31 protein-coding genes are annotated in these 25,640 nt (G+C 42.5%); 28 read left to right on the top strand and 3 right to left on the bottom strand.

Translation table 11 applies throughout. The annotated features are described in order from the left end of the window. Positions 1-3 precede the first annotated feature (3 nt). The 25 genes from C1A47_RS01175 to C1A47_RS01065 all read left to right on the top strand — a co-directional run bounded on the left by C1A47_RS01175 (position 4) and on the right by C1A47_RS01065 (position 21,906). Positions 4-1,677, top strand: a complete 1,674-nt coding sequence (locus C1A47_RS01175) for a terminase large subunit (protein WP_111891604.1) — start codon at positions 4-6, stop codon at positions 1,675-1,677. Positions 1,678-1,731: 54 nt separating this feature from the next. Next, positions 1,732-2,319, top strand: a complete 588-nt coding sequence (locus C1A47_RS01170) for an HK97 family phage prohead protease (protein ID WP_111891602.1) — start codon at positions 1,732-1,734, stop codon at positions 2,317-2,319. Then, positions 2,316-3,638: a phage major capsid protein gene (locus tag C1A47_RS01165; RefSeq protein WP_111891600.1), complete on the top strand. Its 1,323-nt coding sequence runs from the start codon at positions 2,316-2,318 to the stop codon at positions 3,636-3,638. The genes C1A47_RS01170 and C1A47_RS01165 overlap by 4 nt, the downstream gene beginning before the upstream one ends. Positions 3,639-3,728: 90 nt before the next feature. Beyond that, entirely contained in the window at positions 3,729-3,896 is a 168-nt protein-coding gene (locus C1A47_RS17710) for a hypothetical protein (RefSeq protein ID WP_171294313.1), read from the top strand. 11 nt (positions 3,897-3,907) lie between these two features. Next, positions 3,908-5,347, top strand: a complete 1,440-nt coding sequence (locus C1A47_RS01155; RefSeq protein ID WP_111891596.1) for a phage portal protein — start codon at positions 3,908-3,910, stop codon at positions 5,345-5,347. After that, a complete protein-coding gene (locus C1A47_RS01150) occupies positions 5,347-5,658 on the top strand; it encodes a head-tail connector protein (RefSeq protein WP_111891594.1) in 312 nt (103 codons plus the stop codon). The genes C1A47_RS01155 and C1A47_RS01150 overlap by 1 nt, the downstream gene beginning before the upstream one ends. Before the next feature lie 8 nt (positions 5,659-5,666). Beyond that, the gene (locus C1A47_RS01145; protein WP_111891592.1) at positions 5,667-6,020 is read left to right on the top strand and encodes a phage head closure protein; all 354 of its coding nucleotides are present in this window, start codon (positions 5,667-5,669) and stop codon (positions 6,018-6,020) included. Between the two features lie 7 nt (positions 6,021-6,027). Then, positions 6,028-6,486 (top strand): HK97-gp10 family putative phage morphogenesis protein, encoded by a 459-nt coding sequence (locus C1A47_RS01140; protein WP_111891590.1) that lies wholly within the window; start codon positions 6,028-6,030, stop codon positions 6,484-6,486. A 2-nt stretch (positions 6,487-6,488) separates the two neighbouring features. Further along, a complete protein-coding gene (locus tag C1A47_RS01135; RefSeq protein ID WP_111891588.1) occupies positions 6,489-6,860 on the top strand; it encodes a tail completion protein gp17 in 372 nt (123 codons plus the stop codon). A 65-nt stretch (positions 6,861-6,925) separates the two neighbouring features. Continuing rightward, positions 6,926-7,393: a phage tail tube protein gene (locus C1A47_RS01130; protein ID WP_111891586.1), complete on the top strand. Its 468-nt coding sequence runs from the start codon at positions 6,926-6,928 to the stop codon at positions 7,391-7,393. A gap of 49 nt (positions 7,394-7,442) precedes the next feature. After that, entirely contained in the window at positions 7,443-7,916 is a 474-nt protein-coding gene (locus C1A47_RS01125) for a phage tail assembly chaperone family protein, TAC (protein ID WP_111891584.1), read from the top strand. 17 nt (positions 7,917-7,933) lie between these two features. Then, positions 7,934-8,101: a hypothetical protein gene (locus C1A47_RS17625; protein ID WP_162625905.1), complete on the top strand. Its 168-nt coding sequence runs from the start codon at positions 7,934-7,936 to the stop codon at positions 8,099-8,101. A gap of 105 nt (positions 8,102-8,206) precedes the next feature. Then, positions 8,207-8,626 carry a hypothetical protein gene (locus C1A47_RS01120; protein ID WP_227539711.1) on the top strand — a complete coding sequence of 140 codons (420 nt, stop codon included), beginning with the start codon at positions 8,207-8,209 and terminating at the stop codon, positions 8,624-8,626. A gap of 104 nt (positions 8,627-8,730) precedes the next feature. Then, on the top strand, positions 8,731-13,260 hold the full coding sequence (locus tag C1A47_RS17815) for a hypothetical protein (protein WP_227539710.1): 4,530 nt from the start codon (positions 8,731-8,733) through the stop codon (positions 13,258-13,260). After that, on the top strand, positions 13,260-14,051 hold the full coding sequence (locus C1A47_RS01110) for a hypothetical protein (protein ID WP_111891582.1): 792 nt from the start codon (positions 13,260-13,262) through the stop codon (positions 14,049-14,051). The genes C1A47_RS17815 and C1A47_RS01110 overlap by 1 nt, the downstream gene beginning before the upstream one ends. Before the next feature lie 8 nt (positions 14,052-14,059). Continuing rightward, the gene (locus C1A47_RS01105) at positions 14,060-14,971 is read left to right on the top strand and encodes a hypothetical protein (RefSeq protein WP_111891580.1); all 912 of its coding nucleotides are present in this window, start codon (positions 14,060-14,062) and stop codon (positions 14,969-14,971) included. Positions 14,972-14,976: 5 nt separating this feature from the next. Beyond that, positions 14,977-16,005, top strand: a complete 1,029-nt coding sequence (locus tag C1A47_RS01100) for a hypothetical protein (RefSeq protein WP_111891578.1) — start codon at positions 14,977-14,979, stop codon at positions 16,003-16,005. After that, positions 15,989-16,483, top strand: a complete 495-nt coding sequence (locus C1A47_RS01095; protein WP_111891576.1) for a DUF1833 family protein — start codon at positions 15,989-15,991, stop codon at positions 16,481-16,483. Before C1A47_RS01100 ends, C1A47_RS01095 begins: the two co-directional genes overlap by 17 nt. 26 nt (positions 16,484-16,509) lie before the next feature. Then, positions 16,510-16,875, top strand: a complete 366-nt coding sequence (locus C1A47_RS01090) for a hypothetical protein (protein WP_111891574.1) — start codon at positions 16,510-16,512, stop codon at positions 16,873-16,875. Next, positions 16,853-19,690 (top strand): host specificity factor TipJ family phage tail protein, encoded by a 2,838-nt coding sequence (locus C1A47_RS01085; RefSeq protein ID WP_111891572.1) that lies wholly within the window; start codon positions 16,853-16,855, stop codon positions 19,688-19,690. The genes C1A47_RS01090 and C1A47_RS01085 overlap by 23 nt, the downstream gene beginning before the upstream one ends. A gap of 15 nt (positions 19,691-19,705) precedes the next feature. After that, the gene (locus tag C1A47_RS17620; protein WP_162625904.1) at positions 19,706-19,873 is read left to right on the top strand and encodes a hypothetical protein; all 168 of its coding nucleotides are present in this window, start codon (positions 19,706-19,708) and stop codon (positions 19,871-19,873) included. 63 nt (positions 19,874-19,936) lie between these two features. After that, positions 19,937-20,194 (top strand): holin, encoded by a 258-nt coding sequence (locus C1A47_RS01080; RefSeq protein ID WP_111891570.1) that lies wholly within the window; start codon positions 19,937-19,939, stop codon positions 20,192-20,194. Further along, positions 20,178-20,720, top strand: a complete 543-nt coding sequence (locus tag C1A47_RS01075) for a glycoside hydrolase family protein (RefSeq protein WP_111891568.1) — start codon at positions 20,178-20,180, stop codon at positions 20,718-20,720. The genes C1A47_RS01080 and C1A47_RS01075 overlap by 17 nt, the downstream gene beginning before the upstream one ends. Beyond that, entirely contained in the window at positions 20,717-21,307 is a 591-nt protein-coding gene (locus tag C1A47_RS01070; RefSeq protein WP_111891566.1) for a hypothetical protein, read from the top strand. The genes C1A47_RS01075 and C1A47_RS01070 overlap by 4 nt, the downstream gene beginning before the upstream one ends. Before the next feature lie 200 nt (positions 21,308-21,507). Further along, positions 21,508-21,906, top strand: a complete 399-nt coding sequence (locus C1A47_RS01065; protein ID WP_111891564.1) for a pilin — start codon at positions 21,508-21,510, stop codon at positions 21,904-21,906. A gap of 109 nt (positions 21,907-22,015) precedes the next feature. On the opposite strand, the gene C1A47_RS01060 is transcribed toward C1A47_RS01065, so the two are convergent. Further along, positions 22,016-22,504, bottom strand: coding sequence for a hypothetical protein (locus C1A47_RS01060; protein WP_111891562.1), 489 nt, complete (start codon positions 22,502-22,504; stop codon positions 22,016-22,018). A 164-nt stretch (positions 22,505-22,668) separates the two neighbouring features. Here C1A47_RS01060 and C1A47_RS01055 point away from each other — a divergent pair, with 164 nt between their 5' ends. Together C1A47_RS01055 and C1A47_RS01050 are read left to right on the top strand one after the other, a co-directional pair. Next, positions 22,669-23,265, top strand: coding sequence for a hypothetical protein (locus C1A47_RS01055; protein WP_111891560.1), 597 nt, complete (start codon positions 22,669-22,671; stop codon positions 23,263-23,265). An 89-nt stretch (positions 23,266-23,354) separates the two neighbouring features. Next, positions 23,355-24,164 (top strand): DUF2971 domain-containing protein, encoded by an 810-nt coding sequence (locus tag C1A47_RS01050; RefSeq protein WP_111891558.1) that lies wholly within the window; start codon positions 23,355-23,357, stop codon positions 24,162-24,164. A gap of 17 nt (positions 24,165-24,181) precedes the next feature. Here the strand turns inward: C1A47_RS01050 and C1A47_RS01045 are convergent, their stop codons facing one another. Together C1A47_RS01045 and C1A47_RS01040 are read right to left on the bottom strand one after the other, a co-directional pair. Beyond that, positions 24,182-25,078, bottom strand: a complete 897-nt coding sequence (locus C1A47_RS01045) for a hypothetical protein (RefSeq protein WP_111891556.1) — start codon at positions 25,076-25,078, stop codon at positions 24,182-24,184. A gap of 2 nt (positions 25,079-25,080) precedes the next feature. Beyond that, positions 25,081-25,317, bottom strand: a complete 237-nt coding sequence (locus C1A47_RS01040) for an Arc family DNA-binding protein (RefSeq protein ID WP_111891554.1) — start codon at positions 25,315-25,317, stop codon at positions 25,081-25,083. A gap of 123 nt (positions 25,318-25,440) precedes the next feature. On the opposite strand from C1A47_RS01040, the gene C1A47_RS01035 reads away from it, so the two are divergent. After that, complete coding sequence (locus C1A47_RS01035; protein ID WP_111891552.1) at positions 25,441-25,599, top strand: YlcI/YnfO family protein; 159 nt, start codon at positions 25,441-25,443, stop codon at positions 25,597-25,599. Positions 25,600-25,640 lie beyond the last annotated feature (41 nt).

Here is a 25,640-nt window from a genome sequence, read left to right as displayed (position 1 = left end):
AACATGTCTTCAATGTCACCAATCTGGACGACAGCTTGCCCAGATTGGGCAACACGTATCGTCAATAAACAATCTTTAATGCCATGTGAGCCACTCTTTCCTCAGGTGGCAGACGTTGCAGAACGGATTTTTAAAGAACTGATTCTTGTGGATGTGATGGATAGCCCGAAGATGGGCGATGTCACATTGCCATGGGTGATTGAGTTTGTACGGGCGATTTTTGGAGCATATAACCCGAGTACAAAACGCCGTTTGATTCGTGAGTTCTTTCTTCTGATTTCGAAGAAGAATACCAAGTCTACGATTGCTGCAGGTGTGATGCTGGTTGCTTTGCTTTTGAATGATCGGCTTTCAGCAGAGTTGATCATCCTTGCACCGACCAAGGAAGTCGCAGACAACAGCTTTAACCCGATCCGCGATTTTATTCGTGCTGATGAAGAACTCAGCGCAATGATTAATATCTCTGAACATACCAAGACGGTGACGCATCTCGGTACGGGTGCAACACTGAAAGTGATTGCAGCAGAAAGTAATGCGGCTGCAGGTAAGAAAGCCTCCATCATATTGATTGATGAGGTTTGGCTGTTTGGTAAACGTGCCAATGCTGAATCGATGTTTCGTGAAGCCAAAGGTGGTTTGGCCAGTCGCCCAGAGGGATGTGTAATTTATCTGTCGACCATGTCAGATGAGATGCCATGCGGAGTATTCAAGCAGCTTTTGGACTATGCCCGTGATGTTAGGGATGGCATCAAAGAGGACAAGGCATTTTTACCACTGATCTACGAGTTTCCAAAACAGCTCATTGAAGATGGTGAGCATTTAAAACCTGAAAATATCTACATCACCAATCCAAATTTGGGTGCTTCGGTTGACCTTGAGTACCTGATTTCGGAGTTCAACAAGGTTAAAGATGCAGGTGAGGAGTCACTTCGAGATTTTCTGGCTAAGCATTTAAACATTGAAATTGGGCTGAACCTACGTGCCAATCGTTGGGCAGGTGCCGAGTTCTGGTTACAACAGGCACGGAAGCTCTCACTCGAAGACATTATTCAACAATCAGATGTGCTTGAAATTGGCGGTGATGGTGGCGGCTTGGATGACTTGCTGGGTTTTGCAGTATTGGGACGGCATAAAGAGACACGGGAATGGCTGCTCTACAATCATGCCTGGTGTCATCAGATTGTACTTGAGCGCCGTAAATCAGAAGCGCCCAAGCTGCTTGATTTTGTCAAAGAAGGAAGCCTGACCATTTATGAAAATGTCGGAGATGACATTAGCGAGTTAGCCGCAATTGCCAAGCAAGTTTATGACAGTGGAAAGCTCGATAAAGTTGGACTAGATCCGCTAATGCTTGGTGGCTTATTGGATGGTTTGCTTGATGTGGGTATTCCTCAGGAGCAAATCATTGGCATTCCTCAAGGTTATAAGCTTGCAGGTTATTTGCAGACCCTTGAGCGCAAACTTGCGGGGTGTGAACTTTGGCATCAAGGTTTGGGATTGATGGCTTGGGTGGCAGGCAATGCTAAAATTGTGATGAAAGGCAACGGGATTATGGTCAGTAAGCAGGAAAGTGGTGTTGCTAAGATTGACCCACTGATTGCATCCCTGAATGCCACGGCACTGATGAGCATGAATCCTGAACCCGCCAAGAAAGACTATAACGTTTACTTTTTTTAATTGATCCAGTTTGTACAGCTCGCATTTGCGGGCTTTTTTATTTTTGGAGGAGCCATGTCTGCTCTACATAAAACGTTTGACTTTGAAATGAAGAATTTTGATGAAACCAAACGCACATTTAGCGGGATTGCCAGCACACCGAATCAGGACCGTGTAAAGGACGTTATGGTCTCGAAAGGTGCGTCATTTTCCTTACCCATGCCGTTGCTTTTTCATCATGACCCAACCAAGTCTGTTGGTCATGTCACCAGTGCCAAAGTCACGGATGCAGGCATTGAAGTCGAAATACACATTCCAGAGATTCAGGAAGAAGGCGACTTAAAACGGGAAGTCGATAAAGCCTTTCAATCCCTGAAATACAAACTGGTGAAAGGGCTATCGGTTGGTTTTATCCCGAATTGGGATGAAGCGGAAATGATCAAAGGCGGTGGAGTGCAGTTTAACAAGTGGGAATGGTATGAACTGTCACTGGTCACAATCCCTTGCAACCGTGAATCCGAAGCAGATTTCTCCAAAGCATTTGAGGAACATCAAGCCGCGTTGGGCAAAAAACCTCAGAACGTTCCAGATGGCGATGCATCTGAACAAAAACATGTTGTTGTCAAATTAGCAAGCCCAACGAAGGGCGGAGTGAAACTATGAATAAGTATTTAAAACAGCTTCTCGATGCTTTGGCTGCCAAGCAGGCAGAAAAACAGGTCATTGTGACTAAAGCACTTGATGGTGGTCAAACACCAAATGATGATGAAGAGAAGCAGATTGAGGCAATTGATGCTGAAATTGCCACAATTCAAAAAAATATTGATCGTGTGCAAGACATGATTAAACAAGCTGAGCAAGCCGCCAAAACCGCAACACCTGTTGCAGGTGAAAATCCTCAGCAAGCCAAAAAATCTGCTGAAGGTGATCCAAACCCTGCTGCACCTGCCACGGTGATTGAAACCTTGCCGAAAGGTATTGGTTTTGCTCAGTTTGTCCGTGCAAAAATGTTGTCAGCCCATGAAGTGAAGAAAGGTAACGCAGTGACGGCTGTACAAGCAGCTAAAAATTTGGGTTATGGGGAAAGTGTGGTTCAATTTGTGGAAAAGGCAACACTAGGAACCACAACAGATACAGGCTTTGGTGCGCCATTGGTTGAAACCAATACTTATACAGGGGACTTTATCGAACTGCTGCGCAATGCCACTGTGTTTGACAAATTGAAGGGCTATCGTTCAGTGCCTTTTAACGTAAAAATCAAAGGTCAGAAAACAGGCGGTACGGCTGCATGGGTAGGTGAATCTCAGCCTAAACCACTCACCAACCCGACTTTTGATAGTGTGGAAATCAAAGAGCATAAACTTGCTGCGATTACGGTCTATACCCAAGAGCTATTGCGCCGTGCAGACCCTGCGATTGATCAATTGGTTTTGGATGATTTGATTGCTGCATCGGCTGAACTGGTCGATAGCACATTCTTGGGTGCAGATGCGGGCACGGATGTCATTCCAGCAGGTATTTTAAATGGTGTTACTGCTGTACCAAGTTCAGGCACAACGGCAGCAGACTATGAAAAGGACTTAATGACCCTAATCACAACTTTTGTGGAAGCCAACCTATCAACAGACAATGCCTATTTCCTAATGTCTGAAACCCGTGCCATGCAATTGGCTTTGCTGCGTGATGCTTTAGGAAATACCTACTTTACTGGCATGTCGTTTTCAGGTGCAGCCCGTAGCTTGTTGGGTATTCCTGTGATTACCTCTCAAGCAGTGGGTACCAAAATTGAGCTTGTGAAAATGAGTGAGATTCTAGTTGCTCAAGATGGCGGTGTGGATGTGTCCTACAGCGACCAGGCGACCTTGGTGGATGGTACAACCACTTACAACTTATGGCAGAACAATGAGTTTGCCATCCGTGTTGAAAAGTTCATCACTTGGGCAAAACGCCGTGCGATTGCCAGTGCTTATATTCAGTACTAAGCCATGTAAATTGATGAATAACAGCTCCTGATTTGGGGCTGTTTTCATATCTGAGCAATGAAAATTGATTGTTGAGCTATGGGAGCAGCGATGAAAATTGAGTATTTAAAGACGATGCATGATGCCAATGTGGGTGATGTCAAAGATGTTGAGGATTTTGCCGCCAATGTTTTGGTTAAAACAGGGGTTGCAAAGGCATGTGATGAACCTAAAAAAGCATCTTCTAAAGTGGAAAAAGAACAAATCCCAAGTAAATAAAGGCGGTAGACATGGGCATTTTTGAGAAGTTATTCAAACGAAAAAGCTACCAAACTGCCCGAAATGCAGGAACTTGGAACAGTTTTTTTGTGCAAGAGCCATTCTCAGGCGCTTGGCAACAAAATAAGGAAATTACCCGTGAAGACATGACCGCATTTTATGCTGTATTTGCTTGTATTGGGCTGATTTCCAAAGATATTGGCAAGATGCCGATTGTACTAAAGAAGAAACAGCAGGGTGTTTTGGTTGATGCGTTGACCCCAAAACAGCTTGTTCGTGTCTTTAAAAAGCCCAATCATTACCAGAATTGGCAACAATTTAATGAGCAGTGGACACAAAGCTTACTTTTGCGTGGCAATACTTATGTATTCAAGGTGAAAGATGCCTTTGGTGAAATTTATCGCCTTGTAATTCTCAACCCTGATTTGGTCACCACCTTGGTGGATGATCACGGTAATGTATTTTACCAGTTGAGCACTGATCGGCTGACACAAACTGAAAATGTGATTATCCCTGCCTCTGAAATTATCCATGACCGTATTAATGCGCTGTATCACCCATTGATTGGTTTAACCCCGATCATGGCATGTGCTTTGGCTTCGGAGCAGGGCATCTCGATTTTACGCAATTCTAAAAATTTCTTTCTGAATGGCTCAAGACCGGGTGGCGTGATTGAAGTACCTGGTGCAGTCGATAAAGATAAAGCCCAAGATATTAAAACCAAATGGGACACCAACTATGGTGGTGCCAATGTAGGTAAAACTGGGCTACTGTCTGATGGGGCGAAATATACCAGTATTGGGATGAAAGCTACTGACAGCCAATTGGTTGAGCAGTTGAATATGTCAGCTCGGATTGTCTGTACCGCTTTCAATGTCCCACCTTTTAAAATTGGCATTACTGATGTGCAGGGCGCAACCAAGGTTTCTGATCTGAATGAAATCTATTATTCAGATTGTTTGCAGGTGTATATCGAGGCACGTGAAAACCTGCTAGATGATGGTTTGGGCTTGGTGGATTTGGGTGTCGAAGCCTTTCTTGATTTAGATGTGCTGATTCGCATGGACTCATCGAGCAAGATTGCTTATTACAAGGAAGGGATTGGCGCAGGAATCTTTTCACCCAATGAAGCGCGGCAAAAACTGGGTTATTTGCCCGTTAAAGGTGGTGATTCTCCACTGATTCAACAGCAAAATTTCTCACTGGAAGCATTGGCCAAACGTGATGCCAAAGATGATCCATTTAGTACAGGGTCATCCAATACGCCAGCACCACAGTCTGATGCCAATAAGTCCTTTGAAAGTTTGTATCAGGGCGTATTTTCAGATGAAAAAACCTATAAAAAAGGCAGTTTTGTAACGTTTAAAGGTTCACTTTGGCACTGTGAAAAAGATCATCAGGGTGAATTCAGCCATGAATCATTCAAGTTGTGCGTAAAAGGAGCAAAATAATGGCAATTACTACCTTGGAACTGGTCAAACAGCATTTACGCTATGACTCGGATGATCAAAATGACCTTTTGGATGCCTACCGACAAGCCGCAGAATCTGCGGTTTTTTCTTATGTGACAGATACATTTGAAGCAGATGTCAACACGGGTGTTGTGAGCTATCCCGCACAATTGACACAGGCAGTTTTGCTATTGTGTGGTTATTACGACCAGTACCGCAATATTGAAGGGGATATGCCCAGTGATGGCAATTACTTGCCGCCACCTGTTCGGGCTTTACTTTTTCCATTTCGTAGTCCGACAGTGGTTTGAGGTGATTGATGAAAGCATCCAACTTAAAACACCGCATCACCATTCAACAAGAAAACGTGACAGGGCAAGACCCGAAAACAGGCAAGCAAATCAGTCAGTGGAAAGACCTTGCTACTGTTTGGGCAGAGGTCACAGACCTATCAACCAAAGACCAGATTGCAGCCAAGGCAGCGCAAAGTACCATTCAGGCACGGGCAAAGATTCGATATAGCCAAACCGCCAAGCAGATTACCTCCTCGATGCGGGTAAAGTTTGAGGGTTATTACTACCGTATTGATGGTAACCCGATGGCGGATCCTGACAGTCGCCGTGAATACTTGACCTTGAACCTTGCCACAGGGGAAAAGGCGTGGAATCCGTGAGGGACTTATGGCACGTATTCAAGGTTTAGAGCAGTTACAGCAGAAACTTCGTGCCATTGGCAAGAAAAGTACCATTAAACGAATTGCACGAAAGTCGGCACGGCAAGCCATGAATATTGCCCGTGATGCTGCTCGAGCAAATGCCAAAGCGCTGGATGACCCGATTACCAAAGAGAAGATTTGGAAAAACATTGTCACCCAAACAGGTAAAACCCGTAATTCTGATGAAATCATTATGCGTGTTGGCATCCGTGGTGGTGCAGCGCAGAACAAATACACAGATAAAACTGCGTTATCAGGTTTACCGGGTGGCATTACCACCTACTGGCGTTATATCGAGTTTGGTACCAGTGAAATTGCAGCGCAACCGTTTATGCGTCCTGCATTATCTAAAAATGTGGGGCAGATTACCGACAAGTTTGTGCAGGTGTTTTCTGCTGAAATCAATATTGTTTTAGGAGGCTGATCATGATCGATTTGCCTATTTTTCCGATACTCAAAGCCAATATCGCCGTGACAGACTTGCTTGAGAGTAATGGCATTTTACGTGCGTATAGTTTCGGGCTTGCTCCTGATAATCCACAGCCGCCGTATGTGACTTGGCAGATTGTCGGTGGTGACCCGTATAACAATTTGGACATGGCTCCAAGTTGTGACCGTGTCGATGTTCAGATTGATGTCTATGCTACGGATGATGATGTGGTCAGTGATGTTGCTAAAGCAGTGCGAAATGCGATTGAGACAGAGTGTTATGTCACTCGCTATGGCAATCAGGATCGGGACCCAGTGACAGGTATGCCGCATTACAGTTTTGATGTGAGTTGGCATGTAAATCGATAGTTTAAATTTTTTAGTTATGCGTCCGAATGGGCGCTTTTTTTATGCCTGATTAGGAGTGATTTCTCATGGCAAAATTAAAAGTTCAGGGTTCTCGTTGGTGGGCATTTGACGGTACAAGCTTGATCCGTCTTGTCTGCTTAAAAACATTTGATCCTGGTTCAGATTCGGCAGGGAAAATCGAAACAACCTGTCTAGATGACGAGGAAACTAAAACCTATCTTCCTGGTCTATCCGATCCTGGTGATGGTTCGCTAGGGTTTGACATTGACACAGAAAATGCAAGCCACTTGCAGATTGTTCAGTGGGCAACAAATAAAAAGGAATTAACCATTATTCAGGGGGGGACGGATTCAGAATCCGTCCCAACAGTTACGGGTGGTGTATTAGATGCTCTCCCAACAGATCGGACGTGGTGGCAATATACAGCGTCATTTACTACCCCAGTGTGGAAATTTGATGCGGATACCTTGGTCAATTGTTCCGTGACCATGCAGCGCTCAAGCGCTACTACATTTATTCCTAAGACAACCTAAGATCAAACCTTTAGCCCCTTGATTGGGGCTTTCTTTTTAGGACAAAACCATGAAAAAGATTGATATTGCTCAAATCAAAGCAGGGGCATTAATTTCCAAGCCACAACCTGTCACGGTTCCGATCAAATTTAATGGTGAAGATGCTGAATTTAGTACATTCATCAAGCCGTATTCATATCACACCACCGTAGCAAAATTACGGGCTTTTGGTGAACAGAAAGAAGCTTTAGCAGGAATTTTGGCGGCTTCAATTTGTGATGAAGAAGGTAATCTTCAATTTACAGAAGATCAGGTACGTCAAACCTTTAGTCATGATTTGGCAGAGGCAATCTGGAATGAGATTGTCAATGTAAACTCATTGGGAAAGACATCGACCTCACAGAAGAAACCGAGCTCCTCTGTGAAATCGCCATTGCAACAGGCAAAAGCATCGAAGAAGTCCAAGAACTCTCGTTCAACGAAATCAAAATTTGGGCAGTCTACATCCGAAAATACGGAAGCCTTAACATCGGTCGAAGAGTAGAACAGGAGCTTGCTCGGTTGCATCATTCGTTCTTGGTATCGAAAGGCATCAAAAATATTGAGCTTGTTGATCTTATGCTACATGAAGGCGCTGAAAAACGGGCTGCCAATGATGATCAGGAATTTGATGATGATGCTTTGACGGCTTATTTGATGGGGACAGTGGAGAAGGAAGAATCAAAATAAAATGCCATCTTCGGGTGGTTTTTTTATTGTGTGGTATAAATTTAAATTTGCGTTACTTTATGTAAGTTGATTATATTGTAATCTCATGTCAGTAAGAGATTAAAAATGAAGAAACTTATTACTGCTGCCGCGATTGCCTCATTATTTTTGGGCGGTTGTACAATGCGTGTAGCTGATTTAACAATGGCAAGTACAAAAAATTATAACTTGGTTTCAAGTGGTTTTGTAAAAGGTGAACGAGTTCAAGGCGAAGATACTGCACCTGTTGTAGTTGTTCCACTTGGTATTCCAAATATGAAAACGGCAATTGACCGTGCTATTGAGAAAAATAAGTGTTCTGTTGCCTTAACCGATGTTGTGATTACTCAGTTAAACCAAGCGTTTATTTTTGGTCGTATTGGGTATCGTGTTGAAGGTACGCAGGTTATTGATACAAATCAGCCAAATTGCGGGCGAGTTTCTTCAAACCTTGCTGACATGAGTAAAGAAAGACCATTAATGCTGAGCCCAGCGCCACGAAATTAAAAATAAAAGCCACCTTCGGGTGGTTTTTATTAGCAATTAAGCAATAAGTTATTTTGATAGAAGCCCCGCCCAGCGGGGTTTTTTATTATCTAGAGGAAAGTAATATGGCTGCATCTCTCGGTCGTTTAACCCTTGATCTTGTGACTCGCATTAGCTCATTTACTGAGCCTCTAGAACGGGCAGAGCGTCAGGCAGAAGATTCTACAAAGAAAATTGCCAAGTCATTTGATGCAGCATCCTTTGCAGTCAAAGCATTGGGTGCAGTTGCCGCAGGCTTATCGGTGGCGAGTGTGATGGCATTTGCCGAAAAATTTGTTGATGCAGGCAATGACATTCAGAAATTTGCCAAGCTCTCCAATGCTTCTATTCAGCAGTTCCAATATTACGCAGTCGGTGCAGATACGGCAGGCATTTCGATGGAATCTTTTGCTGACAAAATGAAAGATATGCAAGACCGTATTGGCGACTTTCAGCGTACAGGTGGTGGGCCACTTGCTGACTTCTTTAATGATATTGGGCCACGTGTCGGAGTCACCATTGACCAGTTCCAAAAACTATCTGGGCCAGAAGCATTACAGCTTTTTTATAACTCATTGGAAAAAGCAGGGGCTTCAACCAATGATATGAAATTCTATATGGAGTCGATCATTTCAGATTCTTCATTGTTAATTCCATTGCTTGAAAATGGCGGTAAAGGATTCCAAAAATGGGGGGATGTAGCCCAACAAGCAGGAAAAATCATGTCAGATGACATGGTGAAAAACTTGGCTTTAGCCAAAGAAAACCTGCAAATTCTAGATTTACAGTGGCAGGGGTTTGAAGCGGAACTGGTCAATGTTGCAGTGCCAGCCTTGAAAGAAGTTGTGACCCACATGGATGAGGTCAAAGCTGTGGCAACCGTACTGGGCGCATATCTGGTTGGTGCAGCTGTACCTGCAACTGCAAAATATGTTGCAGGGATTTATAGCAAAATCACAGCGATTGTTGCAGATATTCAGGCAGAAGAAGCAGCGATTTTAACCGCACAGCGTAAAGCAACCGCAGAACTCAATGCGGCAAATGCGGAAATGTCTGCTGCACGTGCGGCTGTTGCGAATGCTGAGGCAAAAGTGGCTGCAGATCGTCAGGTGATTGCTTCAGAAATTCAGCGGGTTGAATCTAGTATTGCACAAACCAATGCTGAAAAAGCTTTAGAAGTGCAACGTCTACGCAGCCAAATTACAGATCAAGGGCGAAATGCAACATTGGCACGTATGGCGGAATTACAGCAGGTTCAAGCCAGTATGACTGCTGAACTGACTGTGTTAGAACAACGTTTGGCTTCAACTACAGTGGCAGGATCTGCCGAGTATGTTGCCGCCCGTACTGCACAAACTACTGCAACTGAGCGTTTGACTGTTGCCACCAGTGCCAACAATGTGGCGCAAGCTGCCAGTGTTCGTACTGGAGTAGGTTTATTAGGTCTGCTCGGTGGACCTGTCGGTTTAGGGCTAACTGTAGCGGCAGTTGCAGCATCTTATTTATTGCTCAAAGACAATACCAAAGATGTTCCAAAAGTTTTGGAGACACAAGGAAAATCTGTTGATGAGTTAACAAGTAAATATGAAAAACTGAATGCTATTCAGAAAGATACTGCAATTCGACAATTGACTAAGGATGTTAAGGAGCTAGGAGAAAAGTATTCTTTCGCTTACTCTGAACTTGATGCCTATTTAGGATATTTGGAAGATTCTGGGCGTATCTCTGAAAAAGTTTCTCAGCAAGTTCAAAAACAGTTCAAGCAGTACTCGCAAGGCAAAATTACAGCTGTTCAGTTTTATGAAGCCGTGAAGTCAATTAATGGTGTCAGTGATGAACAGGTTGAGAAGATTGGTAACCTAACTTCTAAACATGATGCAGCGAAAACAGCATACCAAAAGGAAAAAGATGTTTTAAATCAGTTGAATCAAAAAAATGATGAGGCTGCAAAGAAACAGCAACAGCATGCAGATGCGACAAACAATGCTGCCAAAGCGTATGCAAATCTGACCCAAAAGCAAATGGAGTATATTCGCGGTGTAGATAAGGACTTGGCACGCCAAAAATATATTCAAAACCAAGTGAATAATAATGGCATGTCTTTAGATATGGCCAATCACTTTGCAGATGCACGTGAGGCAGCAGGGCTAGGTTTTTCAGGTTCAAAAAAAGATGTGATGCCTGATTCAGTTCGACAAGCCACAATCAAAAGCTGGGATGCAAAAAACTATACATATAGTGATAGTGACCGTAAAAAAATTGCTGGTGCTGCTGTATTGGTTGCAACACATAGTCTTGAAGATATTGCTAAAAACAAGGGGTTACCATCAGGACTGCTAACGGGTCTTATTGCGACTGAATCAGGTGGGAAAAATGCGACTAGCCCAACAGGTGCAAAAGGTTTTCTGCAAACAACACAAGGGTTTAGGGATACCTATAGCCTAACAGTGGCAGACAATACGAAAAACCCTGGTAAGGTTGCTGCGGCAGCTGCGGAGGATTTGGCTAAGAATTATAAGAAATACGGAAACTGGTTAGATGCCATCATGGCATATAACGGTGGAACTGGCGGAGTCGATGCTCTTAGAGCTGGACGTATTTCTGATCAGGTTACTGCTCAGGGTGGTTATCAAAAAATTAATGGTGTTGGCTATTTATCTCCAGCGAAAGCAAAGGAGATGCAGGGGCATGCCAATAGTGTTTTGAAATATATGGCTGGCGCAAATGGCCAGTCTACCGTTGATCAGTCTATCTTGATGCCGACACAGGCGGATTTACTGGCTCAACAGGCAACTTTGGCAGAAGCCCAAAAGGCACTGGATGATAAGAAACTTGAAATCAACAAGAAGTACTACACCCAAGAACAGCAGCTTGCCCAAGATAACCAAGATGCCATTGAAGCGATTAACTCAACCTTGACAGGTTCAGATCAAACCAATGCTTTGGCAAAACAGGCTGCACTGTACCAAAGCCAGCTTAAAACCTTAAATGCTCAGGAGAAGGATGAATACAACCAGCTTCATTCTTTTGAAACTGATCGGATTACCCAGCTGCAAAATGAGTATGCCGTGAAAAAGCAATTGGCTGAGGCTGATTTATCTAAAACGCCAACACAACGTAAGGATGCAGCAGCTGCTTTAGATCGCCAGATGCAAACTGAGATTGAAGCAGTCAAACGTGAAGAAGCGCAGCAGATTCTATCAGCTAAGCAGGTTTCGATGGATTCCATCACGTTTATGAAACAGCAGTACGCATTTGAACGTGATGAAATTTCTAAAAATACTCAGTTAAGTAAAGCAGCACGTGAGGCAATACTTACCGCCAAAGATTCAGAGTTTCAGCATAATTTAAAAAATGCTGAGCTAGAGCGTGAAGCAACACTGTTAGCTGCACAAGAAGGTCTTTTAACTGTTCAGGATTATGCAAAGCGTCAGCATGATTATGAAATCGCCATGATTGATCAGACCGCAGGCTATGACAAAGCAGTTGCCGAACAACTCAAGGCATATAAGGAGCAGCTCTACCGTAAGGCTTTGGATGAGCAGTTTAACGAGGCCAAGCAAAAATGGGAGGAATTAAAGAAAACCCTAGGTTTAAACTTTGGTAAACCTTTTGGTCAAGGCGGGGATAATCCTGCTATGCCAGAACAAGGGGCTAAACTTGCTGATTATGCGACTGTTAAAGAAGGTGAAAATTCTGCACGTTCAGCATCATATGCAAACCAAAGTGATGCCGAAGCGAAGCTAGAGGAGTTACGTAAAGCTGGTTTGTTGACTTCAGAACAGGATTATCAGACTCAGTTAAATGACATTATTCAAAAGGGTCTAGATGAGCGTAATCGTATTTCTGAAGAGGCAAATATTACCCGTCAAGCAATTGACCAGAAATATGCACTGGCTCAAACCCAACTCTGGCTAGATCAAGGGACAACTGCAACCACGGCCATGCTGGATATGCTTGAAGCTGCAGGTGATAAACAATCAGGTGTTTATAAGGCTTTATTTGCTACTCAACAGGCTTTTGCAATTGCAACAGCAACTATGAATGCTTGGCAGGCTTATACCTCGGCATTTGCTGACCCAACAGCAATGACCCCCATGCAGAAGATTGCAGGCGCAACGGCTGTTTTTGCAGCAATTACACCTGCCATTGCAGCGATCTCATCGATTGATGCGGCTTTTGCTGATGGTGGACATGTGCGTGGTGCAGGTACAGAAACCAGCGATTCAATTCCTGCATGGCTATCGAACAATGAGTATGTGTTTAAAGCCAGTACAGTAAAAAGCTTGGGCGTTGGGACACTCGACTATATTAACCAGACAGGCAAACTTCCTGTCTTTCGTGCTGATGGTGGGCTTGTTGGATTTGATGCTTCTACATCTCAAAGTAAAATCGCATCTGCATTGACAGAGTCATCAAGCACAAATCAAGGCGCAAACATCACCATCAACAACACTTCAGGCGCACAGGTCAATGCCCAGCAGAACAGTGATGGTTCGATCAGCATTGATGTTGTGGATCAGATGATCAAGCGTTCATGGCAGCAACTGGGCAATGCCAATTCACGCGAAAGCAAATCACTGGCACGTAATACCACGGCAAGGAGAAACCGATAATGAATCGTCTTGATCTTTGCCCGTTACAAGCCAGTTATAGCGTGCAGTTTGGCTGCTCGGTGCAGCGAGATCAGTTACCAGGAGGATTTTCACGCTATAGCACGCTGACTGAATCCAAAAAGCATCTGGTCAGTATTGGCTATAAATTGACAGAAGCCGACTACCTTTACTTTCGGGCATTTTATCTGAACTGGCAGCTTAACCCGCTGCCTTTTTTTATGAAGCTGTTTATTGAAGATAGTCAGTACAAGGATTACATCTGCCAGTTTGTACCTGACAGCTTTAGTTTCTCGGAACTGAATGGGCGGATCTTCAATGTCAGTGCTCAGTTACTGGTGGTCATCAGTCCTGTGATTGCCCTGACTTCGCGAATGTATCCGTTCCAGTTTGTTGAGAGTATTACTACTGATTTTGCGCTGACAGCTGGAGTGCAGCGTGAAATTATGAATCTCACAGATGCCGATGTTGAATCGGTTGAAACAGCCTTTGCACTTTCACAAGCCACGATCCGTTCAGAAAATACCATTTATCCCGATGCTGATAACACCAGTGGTTCAGGTGCAACAGGTGGAGGTGATCAGGCAGTGGTTGATTCTGTTCAGACAGCCTTTGCACTGACAGCAGCAATGATGCGGAGTGTCTTGGACAGTACAACCATTGAAACAGAGAACGTCACGACGGCATTTGCATTGACTGCCGCGACTCAAAAAAATGTATTGGTGGTAAACACCATGCAGCCTGAAAAAATTCAAACCACCTTTGCGCTGATTGGTGCACAAATTACAAACTAGAGGTTGATATGAAATTTAGTTTCCATCAGGAAATTGGAGCACGGTTTAAACTGGTGGCTCGTAAAGCCGATGGCCGTATTGCCCGTGAAACAGACTGGTTTTGCAATCTGGTGCTCGATACGGGTCTGGCACAAATGTCAGTCGGTACATGGATCAGTCAGTGCTGTGTTGGAACAGGCAATAGCACGCCTGTGGCGACCCAGACCGCACTGGATGCCTTTCTGGCCAGTACCACAACACAGCAGGCAACATCGTCAGCGGTACAGGTGACCACAGCACCTTACTACTATTCAGCAACCGTGACATGGCGATTTGGGTTAGGTGTTGCTGCTGGAAATATTTCGGAAGTCGGTTTAGGGTGGGGGAATACCACACTTTGGAATCGGGCACTGATTAAAGATGCCAATGGCAATCCGACCACGATTACTGTGCTGTCTGATGAATATCTGGATGTGGTGTCAGAAGTTCGGGTTTATCCTGCACAAATCCTGTCAGGATCTTTTAACCTGGTGGATAAAACAGGAGCCTTGATTAATAGCTATAGCTATACAGGTCTACCATATCTAGGGACACCATCAGTTACTTTTGGACAGGTATATGCCCCATACCTATATGTTTATTCTGGTGCGTCAGGCTCATCGGTCACAGCATTACCATCCACAAATCTTGGCACTACATCTTCACGCACAACAACATACCCAACCCCAACCTCCTGTAAATCGGTGTTTAATCTGGACTTGAATACGGTGAACGGGTCGCATTTGTCTCTGAAGGTAGGGTATGCAGGGTTATTATCAGTCGCAGGTTGGTTAAGCACGATTATAGGTTATAAATTGCAACTCAATACAGCAATCACCAAGACCTCATCCAATACCATGACCTATACCTTTGAACTGAGCTGGGGCCGCTATACAGGATAATCATCATGCTACCTGACAACACACTATCTTCAGCCAGCATCTTCGCTGGCTTTTTAGTGCCTGATCGAACCAGTGACCTGATCGATTATGAATGGGGCGGTACAGATCTTCAGGATGCATCGAATGGCCTGCAAGTCAAAATCTGGACGTGTTTTTATCAGGATGGCTGGATCTGTATCACCGACAATGCTGGGATTACGCATCAATTGCTTGAAATTGCAAATGTTACTCAATTGAGTTTTGCCTTTAGTTTTTCCATGCGCCCCTACGTGACTTATGTTGCAAATGGCATTGCCTATCTGTGGTGGTATGACACCAGCATCAGTGCCTATGTCACCACAGCCTACGATGCCGAGCACCTGACCCCACAACTGGCACTGGATGACCATCGGGCAGAGCAGTCCGCCAATGCCGATGTGATTCTGGCCTATATTCGCAATGACACGCTGTACTATCGCCAACAGCGGGATCGCTTTCAGACTGAGTATGCATTGGGTACAGCATCCGCCCTGGTGCAAATCGGCATGACCAAGAACTACCGTTTTGCCTTTGCTTTAAAAGCTGTGGTGAACCGTTTCAATATCTATTATGACCAAGCGATTATCGAACCGCGCAACATTGCAGGGGCACGCTTTAATCATTTAGATCTCTGTCCCTTGCAAGCTTCTTATGCCATGACATTGGGCAATAGCGTGATTCAGGTCGAAGGCTTAACCGATAACCGTTATCGCGCAACCTTTGAGCAGCTTGAGAATGTGGTCACGACCAACTTTAACTTAACTGCCGATGACTACAGTTATTTCACTGCCTTTTATCGGGTCTGGCAGCATCTGCGTAAGCCATTCACCCTTGATACGGTGATTGATACACGGGCATTGCAGCGTTACAAGGCACACTTCGTCCCGAACAGCATTGGCATGACTAAAAACGGAAAGATTTTTAAAGTCACGGCTCAAATGCACATTTTAAACAATGTACTGGATACAGCCGCAATTCAAACCCTCGCGGAGTCCCGAAATGACCAATCAGCTTGAAGAATACCTGTTTGCCACACAACCCGCTTATTTGATCGAATGTATCGAGATCAAGCACAGCCTGTGGGCAACCCCGCTGCGCTATGTCACCAACATGGCGGATGGGGTCAGTGTTGGGCATGACAGCAGTTACTTTAACTATGAATACGTGCCGCTTCAGATCGACAAGGGCAGCAGTTCAGACGATTTAGACCAAACCCTAGCCATTACCATTGGTGATCTGGGTGACATTGTTCCTGATCTGATTGACCAGATTCTGGATGCAGGCTCAACCGAGCGTCCACAGGTCACTTATCGGGCTTACTCCAGTCTGGATCTGTCCACACCAATCCTGGTGATTGATAACCTCGAAGTGACCGATCAAAGCTCTGACTATCAGGGGACAACATTTAATGCCGAAGCACCGAAACTGAATGCCGTGGGGACAGGTTTGCTGTTTACCAAAGCTAACTTTCCAACGCTGATCGGATTCTACTAACTAACCAAAACAATGGAGTCAGTGGCATGGATCTAGGCTTATTTGAAAAGCAATACAACGTTTTAAATTATCACTGCGTGCATTTTGTGATTGATGCTGCCAAAGCCTTACTCCATCAGGATTATTCCAGCAGCTTTATTGGCTTAACTGGCGCACTCAATCAGGCGATCACCACCTCACGGCAAACTGTGATCAAAAACAAACGACTCAAACAGCCACAGCAGGGCTGTATCGTGCTGATGACCAGCCTCACGGGAGATAACCATGTGGGGCTTTTTTATGGCGGCAAAGTTCTGCATCTCAGCGAAGGCGGGGTGCAGTACGTGCATTTGCGTGCGCTCAACATTCACTATCTCAGGTTTCGATATTATGAGCATGTTCAGGATCTTTGAAAATCCACTGGATGATTCCAGCATCACCATCGAGCACACGGACAACGTTTTGCATGCTTTCCTGATGATCAAGGCCAAATATCCACTGGCCCGCATCTATAAGGGACAACCGTGTGCCGAGACCGATGTTACCCCGCATGACAAAGCCACGGCTTTTGCCTTACTGAATGCTGATCCAGATGATCAGTTTGAAGTAGTGTGTCATGCAGGGGCTGCGGTCTTGCCGTATATCTATTATGCGGTGGTGGCGATCATGGCGGCTTACTCGCTGTATACCGTGCTCACCATGAAAAACCCTTCTGCGGTGGCGCAGGGTTCAAGTAACAATGACCTGTCCAGTCGATCCAACAAACAGCGACTGGGTGGACGGGTTGCAGACATCTTCGGAACAGTCAAAGCCATTCCTGATCTGCTTGCAGTGCCGTTGTCTTACTACAACAGTGATGGCATTGAGATTGAAGAATGCCTGATGTGTCTAGGGCGTGGTTATTATCAAGTCACCGAAGTGAATGACGGGGAAACCGCAGTCGAGGGGATTAGTGGCTCATCGGCCTGTTTTTATGATCCTGAAACCAGTCTGATCGGGACACCTGCGTATCAGGCAGGAACTGCTTTCGATGAATTGCCATACACAGTCAAGAAATCGGCATCAATCAACGGGCAAACCTTAAAAGCACCCAATGATGTCAGTCTGAGTAATGTCGGGTTGTACTTTACATCGGGCGGGGCAATCCATCGTACTAATACCAGTGTCGATTTTACTGACTCGTTTGAAGTCGGTGATGGGATTGCGATTCAGGGTGCTGAGTTTGGTCAAGCCAATGTCTCACTTTCAGGTTCGGCCACTGTGAATGAAAATGGACAAGTGATTGTTACCAGTACCCAGAACATTGCAGGATTTGCAACCTATCAGGGGCTGACGTTGACAGGAGCATCCATCACCAAGACTGTGACCAATCCTGATCTGACAACCACAACACAATCTTATGATCTATCGGGCAGCTTTGAAGTTTCTAGTGTGGCTCAAACCGTCAGCGGCTCGGATTATATCTATACGATCCAGCTCAGCAATGCCAGTACGGTCAATTACAACTGGTCGCAGGTCGATACGGATTACAGCATTAGCGCAGGGATTACCTTAACAGACTCAAGCAATAGCATTAACCTCGATGAAACCTATACCGTCGGTGCTGTGCAGGAGGATCAGATCACACTGGCCAATGCATCTTCAGTGAATTCGGATTGGGATAAACTCAGCAGCGACTTTGGGGGAACAACACAAGGACTCAGCACTGATTCAGAGATTTCCCTTGCCATCGTCACCAGTAAATGGGTGGGGTGGTATTACTTAAAATTCGACAATCCCGAACGTGCGTTATTCAACTTCAATTTTCCACAGGGCTTGTATCAGGTCACTAAAGATGGCGTTCGCAAGGATTTTAGAGTCCAACTAACCATTGAATATCAATATCTGGATATCAATGGCGATGAGGTCGGCGAGGTTCTATCTTACGCATTCATTCAGTGGAGCAATATCATTGATAGCTTTGGTAAGAGTATCTATCTAGATCTTGATTTTGGTCACTATGGCATCCGCTTTCGATCAGCAAAAACTTGGGCGGTCTGGTCAAATGGCAATAGCTATGAAACGGTCAAGCTCAAAGATGTCTTTCTGCTCAAGCAATCCACTCAAGACAGCTACCCTGATGTGACCATTGTCCGCACCAAAACACTGGCCACCGATGGTGCACTTTCTGTCAAAGAACGTCAGATCAACTGTATTGCGACCCGTAAACTGTATAGCTATGCCACAGGCGTTCAATCCACAGAAATGACCGCCAGCAACAACTTTGCCGATGCGGTCTGTGCCTTGACGGTCGATCCGCTGATTGGACGACGGAGTCTCGACACACTGGACATTGAAAGCCTGTATGCCACAGCTTCAGAAATCAATGCCTACTTTGGCACAGCGATTGAGTTTAACTACACTTTTGATGATGCCAAGATGTCCTATGAAGAAACACTGGCTGCAATGGCATCGGTACTGTTCTGTGATGCTCGGCGTGAATCCAACATCGTGTACTTTGCGTTTGAGCAGCCGCAGGACGTGCCGACCTTGCTGTTCAACCATCGCAACAAAGTGCCACAGTCAGAAAAACGCACCAGTAATTTCGGAGTCAATAAGGACTACGACGGGATTAAATTGACCTGGACAGATCCCGATGACAGTTGGTCTGAAAGCGAAATTAATCTACCCAATGATGATGTGGTCAATCCGCAAAGCATCGATGCCAAAGGCGTGACCCATGAAAATCAGGCGAAGCTGTTGGCTTATCGTGCCTATAACAAACTGATCTATCAACGACGTGCCGTGGAGTTTCAAACTTATCACGAAGCGGATCTGGTCACCCGTAATGACCTGCTACTGGTGGCGGATGACACCAAACAACAGGTGATTAGCTCAGGGGCAGTGCTCGATCAGGACGGTTTATATCTAGAGCTTTCACAGCATTGTGAACTGGAGGTAGGGCAAAACTATGTCATTCACCTACAACTGCCCAACAAGTCGGTGGATGTGATTGCGGTGACTCAGGGGGACGATGAACATGAAGTCCTGCTGGCACGTGCACCAACCGCCAGTCTGATTCTGGAATATGACGGCAATCTGAGCTGTACCCAGTACATCATCACCCGTGATACGGGAGTCAGACGGGATCTGTTTTTAGTCACTGAAAAGTCCAGTGATGGCACGATTACCTCAATTAATTACAGTGATCTTTATTACAACAACGATAAAGATTTTATAAATGCTTGATCAGGAATAAATAAGATGAAATTTAAAATCATTACCCACCGTGTCTACCGTATTGAACGTGAAATTGAAGCTGAGTCACAAGAGGAAGCCATGCAATATGCTGAAGCATTACAGCAAGCGGATCTGCCTGAAGATGCTGTGCGTAGCGATGATTTAGGCGTTCAGGAAATTACAGAAAGTTAAAAATAGATTGATTTTATAGCCCCACATCGGGGCTTTTTTATTGCCAAAAATAAGGGGGAAACCGTGTCTGAACAGGCATTTGATAATACCGCTTCAACGCTACTCGCCAGTAAAACGGCCATGTATGGCGGAAGTATTGGCGCATTTTCATCGTGGCTGGCATCACTTGATTTGGGATTCTGGATCAGTGTGCTGATCGGTGTGGGTGGCTTGGCGATGAACTGGTATTTCGCACGTAAAAAAGACAAACGCGATGCAATTGAACACCAAGCCTATCTCGAATCGTTAAAAAAGGAAAAATGTGATGTCGAACAAGACTAAATACTACGTGATTGGAACTTTAGCCGCCGCGATTGGCGGCTTTTTTATTCAGGGTGTCAGTGATACAGGTGTGGCGTACACAGGCTCGAAAGAGGGTTTTCGTGCTGTACCGTACAAAGACATTGGTGGTGTGCCCACAGTGGCATTTGGTAATACGGTTCATCCCGACGGTCGCAAGGTTAAAATGACTGATCCGCCAGTCTCGAAAAAGCAGGGGCATGAATATCTCAAGGCACACTATGCCAAAGATGCACCCGTGTTTAACAAGTCCTTGCAAGGCATCAAGCTATCACAAGATGAATACGACCTGTATGCCGATTTCTCTTACCAGTTCGGGCAAAGCACGTGGGCTAAGTCATCTATGTTGAAAAATCTCAAAACAGGACAATACACACAGGCATGTAAGTCATTACTGAAATACAAATATGCCGCAGGGCGAGATTGCTCAATTCGTAGTAATAACTGCTATGGCGTGTACACCCGACAGCTTGAGCGTTACAACAAATGTATGGGAGCGAACTTATGATTTCAGCCCTCGCAATTCTGAGCGCCATTTGGCGTTTTTTTTGTGCCTGTTTCTGGTGGGTACTGGCACATAAACGCTGGTCTTTGATCATCGTTCTTGTGATTTATGGCGTATTCCAGACTTGGCAAGCTAACAGTCTGGCAAGTGATTTGAACAATGCCGATGCCAAATGCACAACAAAAGTGAACCAAGCCAAAGCTGAGTTAAAACAGTACAAAGCCGATCAAACCGAAGCCAATGCGAAAGCCAAAACCGATGCGATTACCCAAGAAAAAACATGGGCCGAACAACTTCTAAAGGTAGAACAAAATGCGAATCAAAAAATACAAGATGCGGCTGCTGCCGCTAGTGCTGCTCAGTTGGCTAATTACGGGCTGTCAGAGCAGATCCGTCGTGCAAACCAACGTCTGTCCAGTGCTTCCAAAGAAACCATTGTTGACTACACCATTGCCAACGGAGAGTTACTCGAAGCATGCACAACAGAATATCGAGCAATGGCAGAAAAAGCTGACGGACACGCAGTTGATGCGGAGCGATTGAGTCAGGCGTGGGATGTTGTGACGAATGAAGAAAAGCCCTCTAAGTGAGGGCTTTATATGTAGCCACATATTTTATTTTGACTCAATTTTCATATACGGCTGTGCTAAAAAAAAGCGTGAACAATGTCTCACTTAATAGAAGAAAAATGAATTGATTAAAACTTGATCATTTTATATATTGATAAGAGATAAAAAATAACGTGAATGGAAAAATAAATATAAATCAGCTTAACTTTGGAGAAATTCTGATGAAAAAGCACTATATGGGGTTTAGTTTAATTGAATTGCTTACTGTTATCGCAATTATAGGTATCTTGGCTGCTATGGCGTTTGCAGTGTATCAAACTTATATAGCGAGAACGCAGGTAACAGAGGCTATAGTTCAAGCTGGTGGGCTGAAACCCCAAATTGTAATAAATGTCGGAAACAATACTTGTGGGACAGATTCATCTCTAGGAACATATGGTGTTGCTGTAGTTGCAGGTACAGCACCAGATTGCACGATCACTTACACTTTTAACACTACAAAAGCTACAGCAATTCTAAAATCAAAAGTTATAGGTTTTGATGTTGGTTCTAGTGGATCACTGTCGTTAAATTCAGACACCACTGTAGACCGCATATACATACCCAACTCAATACAATGACTTGTTTAATATCCTATGCACATGGCACGCTGTAGTTTTTCGTTTTATAGCCATGTGAACTCTTCACATGGCTTTTTTACATAAAAAAAGGGAGAATCAACTGGTTTTATCAGTCATTAATCTCTTTAGGCATATTTACACGGTTAAAATCTTTTCCATATGGAGAAGAAGCATCTTTTTGAATCGAATAGCAGACCTTTACGTTATCATATGAATTTCGATAAGCAGATACACTACCTTCTATACATAAATCAGTATTATAAAGTGAATAGTTGATACTTGAGGGTTTACCTGTAAGAAAGCCATGAGAGTTTTTAAAGCCTTGTATTTCATCTGATAATGGATAAGCGATACCTGTTTTTGTATCTAGTGCAACATATCGAATATTTGAGCGACTGCTTACATTGATCAAAATGTATTGTTCATCAAAATTTGGTTTCTTTGTAGCCAAAGCATTTTTGTATTTTTGAATATTTGTTTTTGAGCAGAACTTAAAGCCGTCATAGTCAAATTCGCATGTTGTGATGCCTTTATAAGTTTGTGCGAGTGTTGCTGTACTGCAAAGAACTAAGCAAGATAGGAGTAATGATTTTTTCATTTTTTTTCCGTTTTTAGTGTTAGGGCGCAAATATACCTAATTTATGCTTTTGACGCATCAAATCATGTTGTAAAAAGGACATTTGGTTGACAAACTCCATTTTTAGTCCTAAAAGTTGGTTGACAAACTTAAGAATCAGTCCTAAATCGGATAAATAAAAAGATATGCTTGATTTTATTTTAAAAATAATTGAACTGTTTTTAACTCACCATAAAAATAAGTTTAAAAAAATAGAAGCTGTTTTAGAAAGAAGGCAAAATTTTATAGATGAAGTTAAGAAGATCGAGCAAAACACTGATCTGAGTGATGATGAAAAGAGAGCACTTAAAAACGCATGTGCCCAACTTGTCTGTGGTAGTCGTGCTGTTAATTATGAATTGGTTGATTATTACTTTAGAAATAAGAATTTTAGGAATTTTGAAATTATTGCACCAATAATTGCTTTTTGGGAGGATGCAGTTTCTAAAGAGTATGATGAGAATGGGAAAATTAAGTCGATAAAAATCCATAAGAAAAATCATAATCGGGAAAGAAACTATATAGTATTTAGTTTTTTTCTTACTATATTTATAGACTGGATGTTTATCAGAAATCATGATTGGGTTGTGAATCTTTTAATAAAATATTTGCCTCTAAATATTGCGATAGCAGATATTATTTTTGTCGTGTTGCTTGCACCATTGCTTTACTTAACATGGTTGGCATTCTTTGGGATGATGACAGTTATAGATTTAAAAAGTTATACGGAAGATGAGTCTTAGTTAATTGTATAACAGTTTCTCTATAATTAAGCTGAATAGAATTCACAAGATTTTTTAATGGTTTAATTGAAAAATAAAGGTATTTTAAAATGACAGTCTCATGGAAAGGTGGTTTCCTATATCGTTATCGAGAGTGGAATGAATATACTAAAAAAATATTGCTAGAAGAAGAGTTATTTTATGCATCCTTCTGTAGTTTAAATGACCCAAATGAAGGTAAGAATTTTTCAGATGAATTAATAGAACTTCACTTAAAGAAAATTATTGGTGAGAATAATATAGATCATAAAACTAGATGTAATATATTAAATGATTTGGATGGATACAATGAAAACAATAAAAGTGTTTTTAATAAATATAGAGATGCAGTATTAGGGGTTGTAGATAAAATGGGTGTAGTTTGTTTAACGGAGAAATATGATAATAATCCTATGTGGCATTTTTATGCAAATGAAAGTAAGGGGGTTTGTTTAGAATTTTATATTCCAGATATTAAAGATGAAAAATATGTACATTTATTGCCGCATTATGTTACATATGAAGATGGATGCTATAATGACGAAATTGCTGATAATGCAATTTTTAAAAAAAATTCAGATTGGAGTTATGAAAAAGAATGGAGAATGCTTGTAAGAAATATAAACACCAAAAATGATAGAGTGAAAAAATACCCAAGAGATAAAATGCTTGTTTCTATCATAGTTGGGCATAATATGAGTGAAAAAGATTTTAAAGAACTAAAAGATATAATAGATGAAATTAATTTAAAGAGAACTGAAAAAATTGATATCCATAAAAGAATAAATTCTAGTTATGGAGTGGTTTTTGAAGATCAAGATAAATGGAATAATCGAAAAAATGGTTTTCAAAAAATTATAAATAAAAATAGCTTGGATTGATGATAATTGGAAGCACCTCACGGTGCTTCTTTATTTTTAACTTCATTCTTAAATGCTTGAGCCATTGTAGTCATAGTTTCAAGAGCTTCTTTTGCAAAACTTACATCAGCATGTTTGAGAAGATAAGTTTCTGGCCACTTAATTTCAGAACTAAGCTGTTCTAATAAGATTGTAAAATCTTTATCACCCTTTTCTACAGTGACAAGATAAATCAGCATGTATTTATCAAAAATAGACTTAATTTTAGTCAAATATGTTGAGGTATCAGAAAAGCTTTTGTACTGACGTAGATACCAAGCGCTTATAAATTCTATGAAAATAAATACTAAAGAAGTCGAAACTATTCCATATATATGTTGAGTTTTAAATTCTCCAACGCGATATATATATAACTGCCATACAAAAGTAGCTAAGATAAAATAGGTAATACCAACAACAGAAAACTTTTTACCATTATCTAAAAGTAGAGAAGCTTTTTTATCAGAATCTATAGCTTTAATTTCTAGATAATTGATGACACTTATAAAATATTCAGAAAATCCAACGATTGATTTCTGAGTGGTTAGATTATTGTTATCTTTCCCACCTATGCTGATATCACCATTATTATTTACAATATTGATCACTCTATTTTTACTTTCTTCATCAATATCACTTAAATTCTTGTTTGAAACTGTTGTTTGTATTTTTATTTCAAAGAATAAAATCATTAGTAATGGGAGAAAAATATAAAATGCTAAATTTTCTTTTAGGTAATTTAGAAAACTCATTTTATTTTGAAGAAAGTAAAACATCATATTTAATGTTAAAAGTGCAGCTAATAGTAAGACTACGACTCTATAAACTAAAATACGTTTAGGATTTTCAAAAGCTTTTCTTAAAGATTTAAGAAATATTATTAATATACCATTCATGTTTATTTTGCCACGACACTAAACCCATCCAAACGCTTAGCCAACTCTTTCATCAAATCTTCAGTCGGTACGCTCTCTAAACTCTCAAAAGCTTTTTGTTCAAAACTTTCTTCAAGACGAGCCACAATATCGGAATTCATAGAGCGATTTAATTCTTTCGCAGATTTTGAAATTTTATCCTTCAATTCGGATGAAATACGTAAGTTGTATTGAATAGTTAGATGTCCACTATTGCTCATGTATATCTCATAGGTAAGTCAGTGGTGACTTACTATCATAGTAATATTAAGTGGGTATTGACAATACTACCCGAATAATAGTATTAATATTTATACCCGATTGATATTATTAGGCGGAAGAGCATGAGTGAGCACAAAAATCCTCAATATAATTTACGGTTACCTTCAGACTTAAAGAATTTTCTTGTAGATCAGGCGAAGAAAGACGGGCGTTCTCTTAATAATTTTATAGTGAAATCGCTAGAAGAACTTCGAGCAGAATTATTGAAACAATCAAATTGAAAAAGTGAAGCCCTGAGAACTTTGGACGGCAATCAGGGCTT

The organism is Acinetobacter sp. MB5 (genome assembly GCF_003261585.1).
Taxonomy (GTDB): Bacteria; Pseudomonadota; Gammaproteobacteria; order Pseudomonadales; family Moraxellaceae; genus Acinetobacter.
This window is presented reverse-complemented; position numbering and strand designations above follow the sequence as displayed.

Bases quoted from the DNA above. Each gene is read 5' to 3' on its own strand.
- C1A47_RS01175 (WP_111891604.1), top strand. From the start codon at position 4: ATGTCTTCAATGTCACCAATCTGGACGACAGCTTGCCCAGATTGGGCA.
- C1A47_RS01170 (WP_111891602.1), top strand. From the start codon at position 1,732: ATGTCTGCTCTACATAAAACGTTTGACTTTGAAATGAAGAATTTTGAT.
- C1A47_RS01165 (WP_111891600.1), top strand. From the start codon at position 2,316: ATGAATAAGTATTTAAAACAGCTTCTCGATGCTTTGGCTGCCAAGCAG.
- C1A47_RS17710 (WP_171294313.1), top strand. From the start codon at position 3,729: ATGAAAATTGAGTATTTAAAGACGATGCATGATGCCAATGTGGGTGAT.
- C1A47_RS01155 (WP_111891596.1), top strand. From the start codon at position 3,908: ATGGGCATTTTTGAGAAGTTATTCAAACGAAAAAGCTACCAAACTGCC.
- C1A47_RS01150 (WP_111891594.1), top strand. From the start codon at position 5,347: ATGGCAATTACTACCTTGGAACTGGTCAAACAGCATTTACGCTATGAC.
- C1A47_RS01145 (WP_111891592.1), top strand. From the start codon at position 5,667: ATGAAAGCATCCAACTTAAAACACCGCATCACCATTCAACAAGAAAAC.
- C1A47_RS01140 (WP_111891590.1), top strand. From the start codon at position 6,028: ATGGCACGTATTCAAGGTTTAGAGCAGTTACAGCAGAAACTTCGTGCC.
- C1A47_RS01135 (WP_111891588.1), top strand. From the start codon at position 6,489: ATGATCGATTTGCCTATTTTTCCGATACTCAAAGCCAATATCGCCGTG.
- C1A47_RS01130 (WP_111891586.1), top strand. From the start codon at position 6,926: ATGGCAAAATTAAAAGTTCAGGGTTCTCGTTGGTGGGCATTTGACGGT.
- C1A47_RS01125 (WP_111891584.1), top strand. From the start codon at position 7,443: ATGAAAAAGATTGATATTGCTCAAATCAAAGCAGGGGCATTAATTTCC.
- C1A47_RS01120 (WP_227539711.1), top strand. From the start codon at position 8,207: ATGAAGAAACTTATTACTGCTGCCGCGATTGCCTCATTATTTTTGGGC.
- C1A47_RS17815 (WP_227539710.1), top strand. From the start codon at position 8,731: ATGGCTGCATCTCTCGGTCGTTTAACCCTTGATCTTGTGACTCGCATT.
- C1A47_RS01110 (WP_111891582.1), top strand. From the start codon at position 13,260: ATGAATCGTCTTGATCTTTGCCCGTTACAAGCCAGTTATAGCGTGCAG.
- C1A47_RS01105 (WP_111891580.1), top strand. From the start codon at position 14,060: ATGAAATTTAGTTTCCATCAGGAAATTGGAGCACGGTTTAAACTGGTG.
- C1A47_RS01100 (WP_111891578.1), top strand. From the start codon at position 14,977: ATGCTACCTGACAACACACTATCTTCAGCCAGCATCTTCGCTGGCTTT.
- C1A47_RS01095 (WP_111891576.1), top strand. From the start codon at position 15,989: ATGACCAATCAGCTTGAAGAATACCTGTTTGCCACACAACCCGCTTAT.
- C1A47_RS01090 (WP_111891574.1), top strand. From the start codon at position 16,510: ATGGATCTAGGCTTATTTGAAAAGCAATACAACGTTTTAAATTATCAC.
- C1A47_RS01085 (WP_111891572.1), top strand. From the start codon at position 16,853: ATGAGCATGTTCAGGATCTTTGAAAATCCACTGGATGATTCCAGCATC.
- C1A47_RS17620 (WP_162625904.1), top strand. From the start codon at position 19,706: ATGAAATTTAAAATCATTACCCACCGTGTCTACCGTATTGAACGTGAA.
- C1A47_RS01075 (WP_111891568.1), top strand. From the start codon at position 20,178: ATGTCGAACAAGACTAAATACTACGTGATTGGAACTTTAGCCGCCGCG.
- C1A47_RS01070 (WP_111891566.1), top strand. From the start codon at position 20,717: ATGATTTCAGCCCTCGCAATTCTGAGCGCCATTTGGCGTTTTTTTTGT.
- C1A47_RS01065 (WP_111891564.1), top strand. From the start codon at position 21,508: ATGAAAAAGCACTATATGGGGTTTAGTTTAATTGAATTGCTTACTGTT.
- C1A47_RS01060 (WP_111891562.1), bottom strand. From the start codon at position 22,504: ATGAAAAAATCATTACTCCTATCTTGCTTAGTTCTTTGCAGTACAGCA.
- C1A47_RS01055 (WP_111891560.1), top strand. From the start codon at position 22,669: ATGCTTGATTTTATTTTAAAAATAATTGAACTGTTTTTAACTCACCAT.
- C1A47_RS01050 (WP_111891558.1), top strand. From the start codon at position 23,355: ATGACAGTCTCATGGAAAGGTGGTTTCCTATATCGTTATCGAGAGTGG.
- C1A47_RS01045 (WP_111891556.1), bottom strand. From the start codon at position 25,078: ATGAATGGTATATTAATAATATTTCTTAAATCTTTAAGAAAAGCTTTT.
- C1A47_RS01040 (WP_111891554.1), bottom strand. From the start codon at position 25,317: ATGAGCAATAGTGGACATCTAACTATTCAATACAACTTACGTATTTCA.
- C1A47_RS01035 (WP_111891552.1), top strand. From the start codon at position 25,441: ATGAGTGAGCACAAAAATCCTCAATATAATTTACGGTTACCTTCAGAC.